The following is a 17,585-nucleotide window of genomic DNA, read 5'->3' as shown; positions in this document are numbered from 1 at the left end:
CACCCCGACGTCCTGGCCGCCCAACGCCGCGAACGCGCCCGCATCCGCAGCGAACGACAACAACGCTGGGGCCAACCCGCCACCCGCGCAGCCTGACCCAACACCCCAAACGTTCGTGGTCACGGCAGTAGCTGGGGCCTCGCGCGTCGGAGGCGCGTGGCGTGGGCAGGCGGCGTGGTGGGATGCGTACGGCGGCGGAGGGCAGGGTGAGGTCGCCGTGGGAGCCTCGTTGTCCGGGGCAGCCTTTCTCCCCGTCGGTGGCCCGCGAGGTGGGCAGGAGTACTTGCGACAGTGGTGGCCGGAAACCGGTGCCGGCGCGGCGGCCTGGGGTGCCGGTGTCGCTGGCGCGTGGCGTCGGCAGCAGGTCGTGTCGGGTGCCGTGGGGTTCGATGACGTCGGGCAGTCCGTGCTGGTGTCCGGGTCCCTTGCCGTCACGGGCGCAGGGCGTGGGTAGGGTCGCCAGCCGCATCCCTACCTCAGGCACGGGTGGCGAGCAGGAACAGCCGGTCTCGTCGATGTGGGGCGCCGATGTCGGATGCGCGTAGGCATAGCCAGCTCGTGTCGTACCCGAGCGCGGCCAGGTCGGCGTGGACGACGTCGAGTCCGCGTCGGCGGAGGGTGGCCACGTTCTCCACGAATACGAGCGGTGGTCGAAGAAGGCGAAGGGCGTTGGTGATGTGGTGCCAGAGGCTGGAGTGGGGGCCGGTGATGCCGGCGCGTTTGCCGGCGTCGGAGATGTCCTGGCAGGGGAACCCGGCGGTAACGATGTCGACGGGCGCGACGCGGGTCCAGTCGACGGTACGGATGTCGCCGAGGTTGGGCACGCCGGGCCAGCGGTGGGTGAGGACGGTGCGGGCGTGTCGGTCGACCTCGGCGTACCAGGTGAGCCGGCCGCCGAGCACCAGCTCGACGGCCATGTCGAGGCCGCCGTAGCCGGTGCACAGCGATCCGATGCGCGGTTCGGGTTGGCGGTCAATCACTCGCCTCCCGGTCCGGTTCGGTCTGCGCTGCCCCCGCCTCGCCCCAGTTCCGGCAGCGCAAAGACCAGGACGTCCTCGTGGGTGATGAGGTGCATCGGCACGCCGCCGGCTCTGGCTTTGCGGACCTGCTGGAGTTGGAAGAACGACGGTCGGGCGACGAGTTGCCCGTCGCGGACGGCGGCGAGCAGGGCGACGCACCGTTCGATGGGGATGAGGCCGGCGCGCTGGCCGGCGGCGATGACGGCGCTGGGCAGGTCGACGAGTTCGCCGCGTTTGCGCCACGGGCGGGCGGTGACCACGACGACGCCGCCGGGGCGCAGCAGGGTGGCGCAGCCGGCCAGGATCTGGGTGAACCCGTCGGTGAGGCCGGTCAGGTCGCGGTAGGCGAGGTTGCCCCGGTCCTCGCCGTCGTTGTACCGGTCGTCGTACTTGATCACCCCGTCCGCGCCGGGGCGGACGAGGCCGTGCACGGTGGGCCCGTAGGGCGGGGAGGTGACCACGAGGGCCACCTGCCCGGTGAGGGCGGTGGGGACCAGGGTGGTCAGGCGGGTGGCGTCGCCGCGGATGACTGACGCGCGTCCGGTGGCGCCTTGGTCGTGGGCGTGGCGGATGTTGGCGTCGGCGATGTTCGACCAGCGCGGCTCGTATTCGATGCCGAAGGCGTCACGGCCGGCGTGGACCGCCTCGACCAGGGTGGTGCCGATGCCGCACATCGGGTCGAGGACCAGGTCGCCGGGCTGGGTGTAGGCGTCGATGGCGTGGGCGGCGATCGCCGGCAGCATCCGGGCCGGGTGTTTGACCGACTCGGGCACGTACCGGCCGCGTCGCTGGACCGGGCCGGTGGACTGGGCGGTGGCCCAGACGGACAGGTCGTCGGCGTTGGCGCGGTGTCCGCCCTCGTACGGGCGATGCCGGCCGTGGTAGTCCTCGCCGGCGGCGGTGCTGTGGGTGTCGGGGTCGTGTGGGTCGCGGTGTCCCGCGGGGGTGGGGTCAGGCACGACGGTCACCGCCGTCCCGAGGGCGGCGCCGTCCGGATGCGGGCGGCGCAGGTGACTGACGTTGGGTGAAGATCATCAGGTCGGCGTGGACCCGACGGTGGGCGACCCGCCACTGCTCGGGGCTGGCCTGCACGAGAGCGAGCAACTCCTCGTCGGTGACGTGGTAGATGAACTGGTCGCCGTCGGTGTCAGCCTCGACGGCGACGATGTGTTGTAGGTAGCCCAGCCCCGCGCGGGAGGTGGCGGCCACGAGCGGGCCGAAGTCCTCCGGGGTGGGCTGGGTGCCGGCGGGTACGCCGACGACGAGGACGAGGCAGCCGCCAGGCCGTAGCAGCCGCGCGCAGGCGGCGAGCAGCCAGGCGAGCCGCACCCGGGCGGTGGTGTCCGTCTCGTGCAGCGGCCAGCAGGCGACCACGAGGCTGGTGGCCGCGTCCAGCGGAGCGTCGTCGGGCGGCCGGACGGTCGCGGGGTGGTCGGTGTCGGACGGGTCGGGGTCGGTGAGGTCGTCGCCGAACCAGTCGGTCAGCTCGGGCGGGTCCTGGCCGTCACCGGTGTCCGGCTCACGGGACGAGGTGACCGGGTCGTTCTCGGGTGTCGGCGGGAGGGCGGTGGTGGAGGGCCCGACGATCAGGCTGGAGCTGTCGGTGAACCAGGCACGGTGGTGCCGCCGCCCGCCCCGGGCGCAGGTCGTGGTCAGGGCGTGGTCGGGGGTGAGGTCGACGACCGCCTCCCCGGGCCGGCTGTAGGCGGCCACGAGGCGGTAGGCGAGCCGGGTGGGCAGGCTGGCGTGGGTTTCGGCGCCGGTACGGGCCGTGCGCCAGACCGTGATCGGGACCGGCGGGTCTCCGGCGACCAGGTCGATGAGTACGGGGCCGGCCGGCTCGTTGCGGTCGGCCTGCTGGGTGCGGTGCGGCGGGTGCTCGCTCATCTGGATGTCGGCTCCGCGCCGCGCCGTGACGCGCTGACATCCCCAAACCGGGGCTTGTGAGCCGTGGCGAACACTCGCCGGGCCCACAACCGCTCACACCGCCGTCCGGGGTGCCGACCTGTCCTGGTTCGGTCGCTTTCTCGACGGGATGCGACGGTGGTCAGCCACGGCAGCCGGTGGGCCGTCACTGGCATGGGCGGGTTCGTCCCCACTCCTGTCAGTGACGCCGGGTCACTGGCAGGAGGCGCTGTCAGACGCTGACCCCGGTGGCGGGCAACGCCCGGGTGTCGACGCGGGATGAGAGCGCCTGACCAGCGCTGTGAGACCCGCCCGGGCTGTCACCGCTCCGGCCCGACGACCGGCAGGAGCCGCCGCCAGGCGCCGGACTGTCACAGGTTCGCGGCGGGGTGGCGCGGCCAGCAGTCGGTGAGCGGTGACAGTGGCGCGGTGAACCGACCGGGGTTGTCACAGGTACGGGGACATGACCGCGGTGAGGACATCTGCACGGTGTCGCCGGTCGGGGCGCGAGGTTGCGCCGCCGTCGCCGGTTCTCGTCGTCGCGGGCCTCTGTCGGTGTGTCACAGGGCAGGTGAGACCGCCTTTGTCAGACCCCGCCACCGACACCAGGTCGATGGCATTGCCCCTGCTTTGGGTGACGACGAACCCGGGTGTTGAACGGCGTTGTCAGAGGCTCGTGAGGGCCCTGTGGCGGAATCGATGGCACCGGTCGCCGGTGACACCAGTTGGCGAGCGGCATCGAGTCTTTTCGTTGTCATAGGAGTTCTGTCATGAGTGTGTCCGACGCTTCGGACTGGCCCACCTCCGCCCTTGACGCGGCGGCGACCGCCTTCGCCGCGCTGACGTGCGAGCCCGATCCGCCGTTGGTCCTCGACTGCGCCGGGTTCGGCGCCGACACCGGCCTGCCGCGGCGGGTGATGTCGCTGTCCGTGTTACGGGACTGGTTGTTGCGGCATCCCCGCGCCTATGGGGCGCGTGACGAGGTGTGGCGGGAGCTGATCCGCCGTGCCCGGCTCGACGGCCCGCAGTGGGTGGTGGGGGCGGTGGGGATGGCGTTGCCGGCGCTGCGGCAGTACGCGGCCCGACTGTGCGAGGGCTACGACGGAGATCCCGGCGATGTGGACGCCGAGATCCTGACCGGTTTCCTGACCGCGCTTCGCGACCGGGCGGACCTGGCCAGACCGGCGCCGTACGCGAGCCTGTGCCGGGCGGCGTGGCGGGCCGGCCGGGACCTGTGGCTGCGGGAGCGGGAGTACCGGCCGGTGGCGGATATCGAGCACATGGCGGCCGGCTCTCGCACTCCGGGGGTGCCGTATGGGCATCCGGACCTGCTGGTCCGCCGTGCGGTGGTCCTCGGCATCCTCGACGCGCAGGACGAGCAGGCCTACATCGACGTGCGGCTCGGCTGCCGGTCGATCGAGCCGATCGCCGCCGCGGTCGGTGTCAGTGTCGACGCCCTGCGCATGCGGCTATCGCGCATCGACCGCCGCCTCGCCGACGCCCTGGCGGAGGGCCTGTTGACCGGGGTCGCGTCGCCGCAGACCGTGGCGCGGCTGCGGACACGGGCGCGGCACCGCGCCCAGCGGCGGGCCGGTCGCGCCGCCGCGACGGCCCGCCGCGACACCACTGTGGAGCGCGCTACGGCGGCTGCCTGACGAGCCTTCCCACCGAGATCGCGGTGGCCCGACGTCACGAGATGTCGGGCCACCGCCCTTTCTGTCGCGGTCCGTCGGGCATTGCCGTGTCAAGGGCGGTGAGCCCGGGCGGCGCTCACACGGTCTGACCGGTAGCCGTCCCCCGCCGCTGTGTGCGGGTTCTCGTCCCGATCACACCCCGGGTCCGCGACGAGCGCCGTGACCTGTCCTGTGAGCCCGTGGGGGTCGGTTGTCAGCGAGGCAAGTGTTCGTCAGGGATCACACGGCCCGGTTTGGGGGTGCGGGACCGTCACCGAGCCGTACCGGCCGACGGTCCTGTCCGTCGCCGGGCGACACGGGGAAGCGACGCGAACGCGCGTGCCTCGGGTGCCGCGCCAGTTGATGCGCTGACACCACATCGATGATCGCAACCCACCCACGAGGGAGGACGCGCTCCTCCCGGGACCACGCGGTTCGCCCGTCCCCGCGCCCGGCGGCGGCCCGACCTGACCGCTTCGAGTAATCGCCACACCCCGACGGCACACCACTCGTGCCCGAGGGGTGTGGCGGGAGGTGAATCGCCATGTCCCCCACTCCCCACCCCACGTCTCGCACCCGACGCGCCGGCCGGCTCGCTCGTCGCGTGGCCGTGCCCCTGGCCGGCGTCGTCCTCACCCTCGCGCTTCCCCGCGCCGCGCTCGCCGATCCCGGCGAGATGACGTACCTGGCGGCGAACTCGCTGCCGGTGGTGATCGCCAACCTGCGGGCCTGGATCATGGGCATCCTCGCCGCGATCGCCAGCCTCTTCCTCGTCCTGGCGGGCGTGTACTGGGCCACCGCCGGTGGTGACCCGTCGCAGGTGGAGAAGGCCAAGCTCGCCCTGCGTAACGCGCTGGTCGGCTACGGTCTGGCCGTCCTCGCGCCGGTCCTGCTGCAGGTCGTCCAGGGCATCGTCGGGGGCTGAGCCGTGCCGGCATGGTTCCTCGACCAGGCTCTGGGCTGGCTGACCGAGGCGCTGCTGGCCTGCCTCACCGCGATCTTCGACCTGATCACCGGCGTCCTGCTGACCACCCCGAAGGTCACGGGCATGCCGCAGGTGCAGTCGCTCACCGGCCGGTCGGTGTGGATCGTGGACACCGTCTTCGTCCTGGCGTTCGTCGCCGCCGGCGTCCTGGTCATGGTCGCCGGCGGCGACGAGCGGTCCCGGTACACGGTCAAGGACCTGCTGCCCAGGCTGGTCGTCGGGTTCACCGCCGCACACTTCTCCCACCTGCTCTGCGCCCAGCTGATCGACCTCGCCAACGGCCTCACCGGGGCGGTCGGCGAGGGCGGCTACGACGGCGACGGGGCACTGGACGCGATCCACAGCCATGTGCGGGCGGCGCAGGACCACACAGTGCCGCTGCTGTTCCTGGTGCTCGTTCTGATCATCACCGTGCTGGTCGTGACAACCGCGTTCCAGATGATCGGCCGGTTCGTGACGCTGCTGGTGATGACGGCCATCGCGCCGCTGGCGCTGGCCTGCCACGCGCTGCCGGCCACCGACGGCGTCGCCCGACTGTGGTGGCGCGCCTACACCGGATGCCTGGCGATCCCTGTCGCGCAGGCGTTCCTGCTCACCGCGGGCGAGCAGATGCTGCTCGACCCGGCGGCCCTGCTGCCCGTGTTCGGCCTGCCCGTCGACCCCGGCGGCACGCTGAACCTTTTGGTCGTCGTGGTCCTGCTCTGGACCACCGTCAAGATCCCCGCCCTGATGGCCCGCTGGGCGGGCCAGACCCCAGGTGGCGCACATGTCCTCGGCGCGGCCGTGCGCGTGGTCGTGGTGCAGCACCTCGCCCGCACCGTTCCCGGCCTCCACAGCATCCGAAGGAGCATCAGATGAGCCGAACAGAGTTCGACGAGCCGTCGACCAGGGCACGGATGCCCGCCGACGTCGACGCCCCCGACAAGGTCGCCTACGGGCTGACGTTCCACCAACTGGCGATCGTCGCCGTCGGCGCGCTCGTCGTCTACGGCCTGTGGCAGGCGCTGCACGACGTCGTGGCGATGCCGGTCCTGGCCGGCGTCGCGGTGGTGATCGGCGGGCTGGCCTGCGGGGTGGCGCTCGGCCGCCGTGACGGCCTGGCGTTGGATGTGTGGCTGCTGCACGCGGTACGCCACACCCGTGCCCCCAGGTCGCTGACCACCACCTCCAGCGCCGATGGCGACGGCGGTGTGCCGGACTGGGTCGCGGCCCCCAAGACCGGCCGGCAGGCGTTGCCGGCGCCGTTGACGTTGCCGGCCGACGCCATCGACGACGACGGGCAGATCAGCCTCGGCGGCGGGCGGGCGGCGATCGTCGGCACCACCACCGTGAACCTGGCGCTGCGCACACCGGCGGAGCAGGCGGCGTTGATCGACGGCTGGGGACGCTGGCTCAACAGCCTGTCGACCCCGGTCCAGATCGTCGTGTCCGCGCAGCCGGTCGACCTGGCCTCCCACAGCCGGACCCTCGCCGCCGCCGCTGCCGCCCAGCCGCATCCGCGGCTGGGCGCCGCGTGCGCCGACCACGCCGACTTCCTCGCCGACCTCACCAAGCGCCGGGATCCGCTGCGCCGGCAGGTCCTCATCGCCACCCGCACCCCCGCCGGTGAACGCGGGCCGCACGCCGCGCGGCGGCGCGCCGAGGACACCGTCCACGCGTTGTCCGGCCTCGGCGTCACCCCCCGCGTCCTGGACGGCCCGGCGGTCACCGCCGCCCTCACCTGCGCCGCCGACCCGTACCGACCGCCACGCCCCGGAGGGCTGGCCGCCCCCGACGCCGTCATCACCACTACCACCCCACCCCGCGACCGCGAGAAAGGACAGAGGACATGATCAGAAGAATGCGGTCCGGCGACGTCGGGCAGCCGCGGCCGGCGTCGGTGGCGTCGACGGTCGCGCCCGCGTCGGTCGAGGTCACGCCCCGCTGGCTGCGCGTCGGCGACGGATACACCGCGACCCTGGTGGTGACCGGCTACCCGGCCGAGGTCGGTCCGGCGTGGCTGGAACCGCTGCTGTCCTGGCCCGGCCGCCTCGACCTCACACTGCACATCGAACCGCTGCCCGCGCCGGTCGCCGCCGACCGGCTGCGCAAGCAACAGGCCCGCCTGGAGTCGTCCAGACGGGCCGACGCCGACCGCGGCAGGCTGGCCGACCCCTACGTCGACGCCGCCGCCCACGACGCCGCGGACCTCGCCGAACGACTCGCCCGCGGTGCGGCGAAGCTGTTCCGCGTCGGCCTGTACCTGACCGTGCACGCCCGCACCGAAGCCGAACTCGTCGAGGCGTGCGCGCAGGTGAGGGCCGCTGCCGCGTCCACCCTCCTCGACGTCCAACCGGCGACCTGGCGGCACCTGGCCGGCTGGACCACCACCCTGCCCCTCGCCACCGACGGGCTGCGGATGCTCCGCACCATGGACACCCAGGCCCTCGCCGCCGCGTTCCCGCTGTCCAGCCCGGACTTGCCTGCCCCGCTGCCCGGCGACCCGCCAGCGGCCGGCGGTGTCCTCTACGGCGTGAACCCCGCCAGCGGCGGCGTCGTGTGGTGGGACCGGTGGGCGCAGGAGAACCACAACTCCATCGTCCTGGCCCGCTCCGGGGCCGGGAAGTCGTACTTCGTGAAGCTGGAGATCCTGCGCAACCTCTACCAGGGCGTGCGGGTCGCGGTCGTGGACCCCGAGGACGAGTACCCGCGCCTGGCCGACGCGGTCGGCGGCAGCATCGTCCGACTCGGCGTGCCCGGCGTGACGATCAACCCCCTCGACCTGCCCGTCGGCGACCGGCGCCCGGACACGCTGACCCGCCGCGGGCTGTTCCTGCACACCCTCATCGCCGTGCTGCTCGGGCAGCAGCCGCCACCGGCCGAACGCGCGGCGCTGGACCGGGCCATCCTCGCCGTCTACCGGGCCGCGGGCATCACCGCCGCCCCGGGCACACACCACCGGCCCGCGCCGCTGCTCCGCGACCTGGTCGAAACCCTTCGCGGCGACGGCGACCCGGCGGCGGCGACGTTGGCCGCCCGGCTGTCACCGTGGGTGTGGGGCAGCTTCGCCGATTTGTTCGACGGCCCCACCACCCACCCGCCGGCCGGGCACCTCGTCGTCTGGTCTCTGCGGCACCTGCCCGACGAGCTCCGCACCGTCGGTTCCCTGCTCGCCCTCGACTCGATCTGGCGTACCGTCGACGCCCCCACCCGCCCGTCGCGACGGCGGCTCGTGGTGGTCGACGAGGCATGGCTGCTGATGCGCGACGGCGAAGGTGCCCGCTTCCTGTTCCGTATGTCGAAAGCGGCTCGCAAACGCAACGCCGGGCTGACCGTCATCACCCAGGACGCCGCCGACGTACTCGGTACCGACCTCGGCCAGGCGGTGGTGTCCAACGCCGCCACCCAGGTGCTGCTGCGCCAGGCCCCGCAGGCCATTGACGCCGTCGGCTCGGCGTTCGGGCTCACCGGCGGCGAACGGCGGCTGCTGCTGTCCGCCCGCCGCGGCCACGGCCTGTTGATTTCCGGGGCGAACCGGACCAGCTTCGAGTCGATCTCCTCCGACACGGAACACGCGCTCTGTACCACGACCCCGGCCGAGCTGGCCGACCACGACGAGGAGGAGCAGCTGTGAACCCGCCGGTCGGCGCGCTGATCCGCGCGCGCCTGTCGGCACCCAGCCCCACGGTCGGGCCGGGCATCGACGTCATCGCGCCCCCTACCGGCGCAGGCGATGCCCTGGTCGACGTCGCCGTGTGGGCCGGACAGCGGCCGTGGCTGGCGGCTGTCGCCGCCGGCCTGCTCGCCGTCGGGATCGCAGCCCATAACCTGGTCGAGACCTGGCGGCACCACCAGCACGCCCACGGCGCCCGCCTCGTGACGATCGCGCCGCCGCCCGAGGTGGACCCTCACAGCGCCGCCGCGCTGTGGGCGAACCTGGCCGGCGTACTGACCCCTTCACGGCGGCGGCGCTTGTTCGTCGGCGCCCCGCACGTGGTGTGGCAGTACACCTGGTCCGGGCGGCAGCTGCTCATCTCGGTCTGGGTGCCCGGCACCGTCCCACCCGGCGCGGTCGAGGCGGCGGTGCGGGCCGCGTGGCCCGGCTCGGCCACCGCCACCGACCCCGACCCGCCACCGCCCATCCCCCGGCACGCGTATCCCGCCGTTGGAGGGCACCTGCTGCCCGTGCACCCCGAGTGGCTGCCGCTGGCCACCGACCACGACACTGACCCGTTGCGCCCGCTGATGTCCGCCGGGGCCCAGCTGAAACCCGGCGAGTACGCCTGTGTGCAGGTCCTCGCCCGCCCGGCCACCCCAGGGCGGGCGGCCCGCGCCCGCCGGGCGGCCGGGCGGCTGCGGGCCGGCAAGACCGCCGTCCCGGCGGTCAACCCCGCCGCGCCGCTGCTGTGGCTGCTGGAGGCGTTCCTGCCCGGCAGCGGCGGCACCAGCCGCACCACCAAGCCCGTCGCCCGGCGGGATCCCGCCGTCGACCGGGACGTGCGGGCGATCCTCGACAAGACCGCGCACCCGCTGTGGCAGACCGGGATCCGGTACGCGGTCGCCACCACCAGCCGCCGGACCGGCGCCGACCCGCGCGGCCGGCTGCGGGGCATCGCCGACACTCTCGCCTCGGCCTTCGCCATCCACACCGGACGTAACCGGCTCACCCACCGCACCCGCATGCGAACGCCGGTGGCCGTCCTCGCCGGCCGGCGGCTCGGGCCGGGGTTCCTCACCAGCACCCCGGAACTCGCGGCCCTCGCGGCGCTGCCGCGTGACCTGGCCGTGCCTGGCCTGGACCGGGCGCGGGCCGCCTCCATGCCGGCGCCGGTCGCCGTCCCCACCGGCGGGCGCGGGGTGAAAGTGCTCGGCGACGCCGAGATCGGCGGCCACGGCGTCGGGCTGTCGGTGCCGGACGCGAGGTATCACCTGCATGTGATCGGCTCCACCGGAACGGGCAAGACCACCCTGCTGGTCAACATGGCCCTCGACGACATCAAAGCCGGCCGGGGCACTGTCGTCATCGACCCGCACGGGGACCTCGTCCTGGACATCCTCGACCGGCTCCCCGCCACCGTCGCCGACCGCGTCGTCCTGTTCGATCCCGACCAGGAGAATCCGCCAACGTTGAACCCGCTCGAGGGCGACGATCCTGACCTGGTCGTCGACAACCTCGTGTCGATCTTCGGGAACATCTTCGCCAAAGCGTGGGGGCCGAGGATGGACGACGTCATGCGGGTGGCCTGCCTGACCCTGCTGCGCCACCACAACGTGACCCTGCAGCACATTCCCCCACTGCTCAACAGCCCGCAGTTCCGGTCCGCGATGACCGTGGACCTCGACGACCCGGCCGGGCTCAGCGGCTTCTGGCAGTGGTACGACAGCCTCAACGACAGCCTCCGCTCCCAGGTCATCGGCCCGGTCCTCGCCCGCCTGCGGGCCTTCCTGCTGCGGGACTTCGTCAAACGCACCATGCGGTATCCGAAGTCGAGCTTCGACATGGGGCGCGTGCTCGACGGCGGGGTGCTGCTCGTCCGCATCCCGAAGGGGGTGCTCGGGGAGGACACCAGCCGGCTGCTCGGCTCCCTCGTCCTCGCCCAGGTGTGGCAGGCCGCCACCGCCCGCGCCGGAATCCCACCCGAGCGGCGCCGCGATGCGAGCCTCATCATCGACGAGGCGCAGAACTTCCTCACCCTGGCCAACTCGCTGGACACGATGCTCGCCGAAGCCCGCAAGTACCGGCTGTCCCTCGTCCTCGCCCACCAGGACCTCGCCCAGTTTCCCCGAGACCTGCTCGCCGCCGCGTCGGCGAACGCACGCAACAAGGTGTACTTCACGGTCGCGCCGGAGGACGCCCGGCAGCTCGCCCGGCACACCCTGCCCGAACTCGGCGAGCACGACCTCGCCCACCTCGACGCGTACACCGCCGCCGCGCGCCTGCTCGTCGACGGCCGCCAAACCCCGGCGTTCACCATGCGGACCCGGCCGCCGAGGCCGGTCGTCGGTGAGGCGACCGCGATCCGGCAGGCCGCCGCCGCGGCGGTGCCCGCCCAGGACACCAGCGCCGTCGACGAACTCGTCGAGCGACTCAGCCGAACACCCGACCAGCGGCGTGCCCGCCCGAAGTCCGGCCGCCCCTGACTGTTCCCGCCAGCGTGGTGGCGTCATCAGGGTCGCGCACCGGCTCGCCACCGGGCTCGTCTTCCATCACAGGCGAGCACCTCCACCACGGTGCTGACCTGGGCTGTCAGTGCCGCACACACCCCCTGACAGTCCCTCCGCACCGACCTCTCCCTCGCCAGACACCCCTCCCGATCGGGAGGGGAACCTCATCCTGCCTAGGAGCAACCGTCGTGTACTCCCGTGTTCCCTCCGCCTCCAGCAAACCGGACCCGCTCGCGGTCTTCGGTCGCATCGTCCCCCGCGACCACGCCCTGCTGGCCCTGCTGGCCGAGCACTACCTGCTGTCCACCGACCAGATCACCAACGCCTTCTTCGACAACCGCCGCACCGCCCAACGCCGGCTCACGATCCTGCACCGCCTCGACGTGCTGTACCGCTTCGGCCGCAGCAGCCACACCGGCCGCTACGGGTCGCTGCTCTACACCCTCGGCCCTGTCGGGCTGCAACTCCACCCCAACGCCTACCACGATCCGACCGGCAGCGGCGGTAAGCCGCCGCGCAGTTCCCTGGAGCGCGCCAAGCGGATCGCCGCCAGCGGCCAGGTCAACCACCTGCTCGGCGTCAACCAGTTCTTCACCGACCTGATCGCCACCGCCCGCCGCACCGGCGGTGCCCTGTTGTCGCGCTGGTGGTCCGAACAGCACGCCACCACCGTCTACGCCCAGGCGGGCATCCGGCCGGATGGGCACGGCGTATGGACCGTCGGCGATACCTCCACCGGCTTCTTCCTGGAGCACGACAACGACACCGAGAACCTGGCCCGGGTCGTGGCCAAACTGCGCGGCTACGAACGCCTCACCACGTTCGGCCCCCGCTACCCCGTGCTGTTCTGGGTGCCCAGCCCACGCCGCGAGGCCAGCCTCCTCGGCGTGCTCGCCGGACTACGAACCGCCAGCCCGATCGCCACCGCCGTCCACGGCCCCGACCCCGCCGGCCGAGTGTGGACCCTCGTCTCCGAACCCGGCTACCGGCGCTACCTGCACGAGCTGCCGTGCGACCATGGACCCGACACGGTCACCAACCCACAGCGCTTCGATGACCCCGTTTCCGGTAGCGAGTGAACCCGCTTACGGCACCTCGTCATACTTCTTCCAGAACTGTGCCCGAAGCTTGTGCCGCACGTTTTCACTCAGGTCGAATTCACCACGGCGATCAGACAAATCGGTCAGCAACGCCTTGTCGATGTCGCGTGGAATCGATGGCTTCCCATCTTCAAGTTCAGCCAGGGCCTCCGCAGTGGCAGACTTGCGGAATGCTGTCAGGACATTCATGACCACGGAGTCGATCTGTTCGGCAAGTTCGACAGGGTCCTCATACCCCGGCGTGACCTGTGGCTCGCGGCCGGTGGTCGCGCTGTAGACGATCACAGGCGACGGCCGGACCGCAGCTGAACTTCCCAGTTCGGCGAGGTCCCTGGGCGTCGGCCTGACCTGCGGTTTCCCGGCTGGCGGAACAACCGCCACCAGCTGCGAAACCGATGGCGGCGGCATTTCGACCTTCGCCACCGTCTGGTCAACAGTCTCCGGAGACAGGATCTCAATTCCGTCGGCCGCCCGAATGAGATGCCTGCTGATGCCGTGGGGCTTGTTCTCCTTACTGGGAACGGCGAGCAGGATAACCTGCACGCCGTGAGCTTGGGCCTCCTCGACAGCTTCGGTCAGATCGTCGTCGCCCGAGACGAGGATGAAGACGTCGGCAGCTCCGTTGCGCGCGTGCGTCACGAGGTCAAGCCCGATCCGCAGGTCGACACCCTTCTGCTGGCCGTCCATGCCGAACCGGCCAAGCCGCAACTTGACCTTGGGCAACTCGCCGATGCGCTGCTGCTGGAGATCGGGCACGCCGTCCTTGGCTGAGTCGTACCAGTGCACCCTCAGCACAGACAGCTCCGAAATCCTCTCGGCCTGCCTGACAAGCGCGTCGATCAGCGGCGCGTAGCCGACGTGAATCCCGCTGCGCAGCGACGTCCCGGTCACTCGGACAGCTGCGGAACTAAGCATGTAGCCGGCATCCACGTAGAGGGAACACATAGACCTCATGGTTCCCAGGATGTCACCACCTTGGCTGATCGCGGAGACACGTCAGGGACTTCTTCTTTGTAGGCCATGAGTCGCCGTACACGCCGAACGCGGCCCCTCGGGTCTGGACGCACACCACGCGCCGCATGACCACAATCGCTCGCTGGACGTACGATCCGACGGCAGATGCGGTCGGTGGCGCCGGTCGGTGAACGGGAGGCTTCTCACGGAAGCTGAGACGGGATACCTATCCTGGCCGGCACTTTGGCTGGCTGCGGCACAGCCCTCCGTTCGCCCTACTTCCTGTTCCAGACCGCATTCTGATCGGTGCTCGGGTCCTTCATGGTGAGGTTCGTGCCGTCGGCGCTCAGCGTTCCGTCCAACGAGTACTTAGTCATGCCGCAGTCGAACTCGAACCGGTACGCCCGATCGCCCTGACTCTTCGTGGCGCCGGTGCATGAGATGCCCACGCTGGCCGACAGCGAACCATCGTCCCGTACTGTCATCGTCCGCGAGCTGTTCTCCGCCATGACCCAGGTACCGGCGATCGGCGGTCTGTCATCACTTCCGCAACCAGTCGCGAATAGGGCCACGCCGGATACCAGCCCAGCCAGCCTCCAGCGAAATTGCACGCTATCCCTCCCCTGTCGCGAGCCTAACGTCTGCAGGTAATAGGAACCAGACAGGGCAGCGGCAAGGCAAGCAGTTGCCCGCAGATGGCCGCCCACCCGGCAGAGGATTCCCGATCACCTCCCGAGCCTTCCTCAGCGGCCATCACGCGGATCCCGCCGGCCGAGTGTGGACCCTCGTCTCCGAACCCGGCTGCCGGCGCTACCTGCACCAGCTGCCCTGCGACCACGGACCCGACACGGTCACCAACCCACAGCGCTTCGACGACCTCTAGACCCCCAGCAGGTCGACCCCGTCGGGCGATCGCGTGATGACCCGGACAGCGGGTGCTCCTATTCGCGTTCCTCGGTCCGCCCTTCCATCTGAGCCGGAGGTGGGACGGACGCGGGGCTGGGGAGCAGGCGCCCGGGCGGACGGCGGCTGGTGGTACGCGGGCGGCTTCGCGAGAGAGATTCCCCGCTGGTCACAAGAGCTGCGGTGAGTAGCGGCCCTTCGACGGTGCGGGAGTGGAGCGCGGCACCGATGTGTGCCGCAACCACCTCCAGGACCGACATCAGCCGCGAATGCGGCGAAGGACGTATGGCGAGGTGAACCTCGACAGCGTCCCACCAGGGGTGTGGTGGTTGAGGCTTCGTGAAGGTCATGCCGGGCTCAAAACGCTCGACGCGCCGGCCGTCACGCCAGTGGGCGAAGCTGTTCATGCCGTCGGCGCCACGCAGGACGCTGAGGGTCTCGGTGCCCTCGGACAGGGCGGTACATGTGCCGGACATGGCGCCGGTGATGCCGTGCTCCTCGAAACAGAACGACCACATGCCCAAGGAACCGGCACGCAACATCGACCCTTCCTGCGCGGTCTCGGCGTACAAGGAGTTGGCCTCGTCGCGGTCGAGCAGGCGGGCGACTCGCGGGTCCGCGCCGTATCGCGCGAGCACTTCCGGGGCCGTGATGGCCCGGGTGAATGTCACACACCACATGACCAGGCGTGGATCTTCGGCCCAGGCCCACTGTCCGGCCGTCGTTTCACTCATGTACGTCTCCTGCGCTGTCCCAGGGGGCAGGGCGGGGGCCGGAGGCTTCTTCGGGCCCCCGCCCTGCCACGTCTTCGTCAGCTCACGGCGTGGACGTCGAACTTCTCGGTGTCGAGGACACGCTGGTTCCTCACGAAGGCACCGTACTTGCCTCCGGCGGAGGAGTTCGCGTCTACGTCAACATGGCCGCGTACGCACGGTTCGTTGAAGGTCACCGGCTTGTCTGCCCGAGCCTCGTAGAGCACCCACTGGCCGTTCTCGTACAGCGGGAGGATGTCCGCGCACAGCCGGCCGTCCGTTCCTCCCTCGTAGGTGCCGGCGAAGGGGAACTCGTCGCACGAGTCGTTCGGGACGTACTCCGGCATGTACACGAACGGGTCGCTGCTGCCGGCGCCGCAGGTGCGCTCCCGGTTGGCGTCCGCGATGGCCTGGCTGTCGGTCCGGCTCAGCGGAGCCCAGCCACGAAGGTACGCCTGGGCGAACTGGTAGAGCGCGGCGGCTTCGCCGTGGTTCGGATCCGAGACGGAGTACTCAAGGATCGCCCGCCGTTCCGGGATGACGCAGCCGGGCGTGCTGAGTTCCGCGTCGCAGCGGATCGGTGCTTGGACGGGGCTATCCCAGTAGACGTTCGGCGTGGTAGGGATGCTGCCCGCCGTCGTGACATACATGTGGTACTTGGTCTGGATGTTGGTGTCCCGCGCCCCGGAGGCCACGGCGCTTCGGTACGTGACCGTGCCGGACGCCGAAGCGCCAGGACCGACATTCCGTGAGCCGGGCCAGGGTCGGTTGGTCGTCGCGGAGCAGGTCGAGGTGCAAGCCACATCGAAGGCGATGTCGAGGCTCCTCACCTGCCCCGTCACGCCGGTCACCCGGACAGTGACCGACTCGTTCCACGCGGCGCTGCTCTGGCTGAGGGTCATGCTGGTGGCGATGTTCATGACGCCGGTGCCCAGCACCGCGCCCCTGTCGCTGTACAGGGTGTAGGTGACCGTCATGCCATTCAGGCACAGGCCGCTGGTCCGCGTCCACGTCCAGTAGCCGGGCATGGTGATGTCGCAGGCCTCGTTGGCAGCGGTGGTGCCCGCCGAGCCGCTACGGCTCACGGCCTGCGGTGTGGTTTCGACGCAGGATTTCACCGCGCCACCGACAGCGGCGCGAGCGGCCGGCGCGATGGCCGTACATGACTGACCAGTTCGGACTCTCTGCTGACCGCGCCCTACTTCCGTACGGGGAAGGTCAGCGGGGGTGATGGTGGCGATTGCCTGGTGCCGGCTGTCGGCCCGTGGATTCTGGCCCGCGGCGACAGATTCGGCTGCTTGCGCTGGTGCGCCTCCGGCGGCGATTCCGCCGCCCACCACCAAGATGAGGAGGCGACTGATCCACTTCATCCGACGAGCATCACTCAAGGCTACCCCTCCGTCTCTTTGGGTTACGGGAGTGTGGAGGCTACCAAGAGATCAACAGATGCATTGGTCCCGATATTGTCAGCGAGTGACAATTGATAAGAATGTTTACATGATGGCGATGAGAGACCCCTCGGATGCCACCCAAAAGTCCCAGCTACAAGGGGAACGTCAGCCGGTGACACAGGATCTCGAGCAAACTCAGTGATGGTCGTCACTCGCGCCGTCGGGTGGGTTATAGCGTCCCGGGGCCGCGCCTTCGAGCGGACGAGGCGTGTTCCGATGTCGTCCAGACCATCCATTCGGAGCGGGACGCGACCAGTTCGACGTCGAGGCCCGCGAGCACTTCCGTCGGACGGAGAACGCCAGCGGCCGCGCGAACGGCTTTCACCGCCAGGCAGACCCCACGACTCCTCCTCGATGATCCCCAGGTTTGCGTCATCCACCTGGCGCGGCCACCCTGCAGCGTCTGTCAGCAGTCAAGATCACTTGTGAGCGTCGGGAAGCCCGACTACGTTCGCGTCGACGACGGCTCACAACGGGCCGGAATGTCTCACAGCGCAGGTCAACCGTACTACTGACGATCGTCGGCGCGGGCGGCGCTGACAGATCCGGCCGCTACCGTCATCGGCACCACCTTCACCCACATATCGCTCCACCGGTCCGGTCCCGCCTCGGGAACCACCGCCGCACCCGACGGTGCGCTCCGCCCACCCGCCTTTAGGCCGGTCGGCGCCCGCGCCGCGCGGCGACTCCCAGGTCGCA

14 protein-coding genes are annotated in these 17,585 nt (G+C 71.0%); 7 read left to right on the top strand and 7 right to left on the bottom strand.

What is annotated here, in order from left to right; translation table 11 throughout:
- Positions 1 to 476: 476 nt before the first annotated feature.
- The 3 genes from KBX50_RS20535 to KBX50_RS20525 are packed head-to-tail and all read right to left on the bottom strand — an operon-like array spanning position 477 to position 2,906.
- Positions 477 to 980 (bottom strand): DNA cytosine methyltransferase, encoded by a 504-nt coding sequence (locus tag KBX50_RS20535; RefSeq protein ID WP_210938916.1) that lies wholly within the window; start codon positions 978 to 980, stop codon positions 477 to 479.
- Complete coding sequence (locus KBX50_RS20530) at positions 977 to 1,978, bottom strand: TRM11 family methyltransferase (protein ID WP_374224681.1); 1,002 nt, start codon at positions 1,976 to 1,978, stop codon at positions 977 to 979. The genes KBX50_RS20535 and KBX50_RS20530 overlap by 4 nt, the downstream gene beginning before the upstream one ends.
- Entirely contained in the window at positions 1,971 to 2,906 is a 936-nt protein-coding gene (locus KBX50_RS20525; RefSeq protein ID WP_210938914.1) for a hypothetical protein, read from the bottom strand. The genes KBX50_RS20530 and KBX50_RS20525 overlap by 8 nt, the downstream gene beginning before the upstream one ends.
- A gap of 788 nt (positions 2,907 to 3,694) precedes the next feature.
- On the opposite strand from KBX50_RS20525, the gene KBX50_RS20520 reads away from it, so the two are divergent.
- From KBX50_RS20520 to KBX50_RS20490, 7 genes are all read left to right on the top strand, one after another.
- Positions 3,695 to 4,579, top strand: coding sequence for an RNA polymerase sigma factor (locus KBX50_RS20520; RefSeq protein ID WP_210938913.1), 885 nt, complete (start codon positions 3,695 to 3,697; stop codon positions 4,577 to 4,579).
- Between the two features lie 562 nt (positions 4,580 to 5,141).
- Complete coding sequence (locus KBX50_RS20515) at positions 5,142 to 5,522, top strand: pilin (RefSeq protein WP_210938912.1); 381 nt, start codon at positions 5,142 to 5,144, stop codon at positions 5,520 to 5,522.
- 3 nt (positions 5,523 to 5,525) lie between these two features.
- A complete protein-coding gene (locus tag KBX50_RS20510) occupies positions 5,526 to 6,440 on the top strand; it encodes a conjugal transfer protein TrbL family protein (protein WP_210938911.1) in 915 nt (304 codons plus the stop codon).
- Positions 6,437 to 7,414, top strand: a complete 978-nt coding sequence (locus KBX50_RS20505; RefSeq protein WP_247674084.1) for a PrgI family protein — start codon at positions 6,437 to 6,439, stop codon at positions 7,412 to 7,414. Before KBX50_RS20510 ends, KBX50_RS20505 begins: the two co-directional genes overlap by 4 nt.
- Positions 7,411 to 9,195, top strand: a complete 1,785-nt coding sequence (locus tag KBX50_RS20500; protein WP_210938910.1) for a VirB4 family type IV secretion system protein — start codon at positions 7,411 to 7,413, stop codon at positions 9,193 to 9,195. The genes KBX50_RS20505 and KBX50_RS20500 overlap by 4 nt, the downstream gene beginning before the upstream one ends.
- A gap of 74 nt (positions 9,196 to 9,269) precedes the next feature.
- Positions 9,270 to 11,702, top strand: a complete 2,433-nt coding sequence (locus KBX50_RS20495) for an ATP-binding protein (RefSeq protein ID WP_307871024.1) — start codon at positions 9,270 to 9,272, stop codon at positions 11,700 to 11,702.
- A 212-nt stretch (positions 11,703 to 11,914) separates the two neighbouring features.
- Positions 11,915 to 12,805 (top strand): replication-relaxation family protein, encoded by an 891-nt coding sequence (locus tag KBX50_RS20490; RefSeq protein ID WP_210938909.1) that lies wholly within the window; start codon positions 11,915 to 11,917, stop codon positions 12,803 to 12,805.
- 6 nt (positions 12,806 to 12,811) lie between these two features.
- Here the strand turns inward: KBX50_RS20490 and KBX50_RS20485 are convergent, their stop codons facing one another.
- The 4 genes from KBX50_RS20485 to KBX50_RS20470 all read right to left on the bottom strand — a co-directional run bounded on the left by KBX50_RS20485 (position 12,812) and on the right by KBX50_RS20470 (position 16,520).
- Positions 12,812 to 13,717 carry an NYN domain-containing protein gene (locus tag KBX50_RS20485; protein ID WP_210938908.1) on the bottom strand — a complete coding sequence of 302 codons (906 nt, stop codon included), beginning with the start codon at positions 13,715 to 13,717 and terminating at the stop codon, positions 12,812 to 12,814.
- A 338-nt stretch (positions 13,718 to 14,055) separates the two neighbouring features.
- Positions 14,056 to 14,265, bottom strand: coding sequence for a hypothetical protein (locus tag KBX50_RS20480; RefSeq protein WP_210938907.1), 210 nt, complete (start codon positions 14,263 to 14,265; stop codon positions 14,056 to 14,058).
- A 456-nt stretch (positions 14,266 to 14,721) separates the two neighbouring features.
- Positions 14,722 to 15,417 carry a DUF6461 domain-containing protein gene (locus KBX50_RS20475; RefSeq protein ID WP_210938906.1) on the bottom strand — a complete coding sequence of 232 codons (696 nt, stop codon included), beginning with the start codon at positions 15,415 to 15,417 and terminating at the stop codon, positions 14,722 to 14,724.
- A gap of 77 nt (positions 15,418 to 15,494) precedes the next feature.
- Positions 15,495 to 16,520, bottom strand: a complete 1,026-nt coding sequence (locus KBX50_RS20470; RefSeq protein WP_210938905.1) for a hypothetical protein — start codon at positions 16,518 to 16,520, stop codon at positions 15,495 to 15,497.
- Positions 16,521 to 17,585: the final 1,065 nt, after the last annotated feature.

The organism is Micromonospora sp. C51 (genome assembly GCF_018070435.1).
Lineage (GTDB): Bacteria > Actinomycetota > Actinomycetes > Mycobacteriales > Micromonosporaceae > Micromonospora > Micromonospora sediminimaris.
This window is presented reverse-complemented; position numbering and strand designations above follow the sequence as displayed.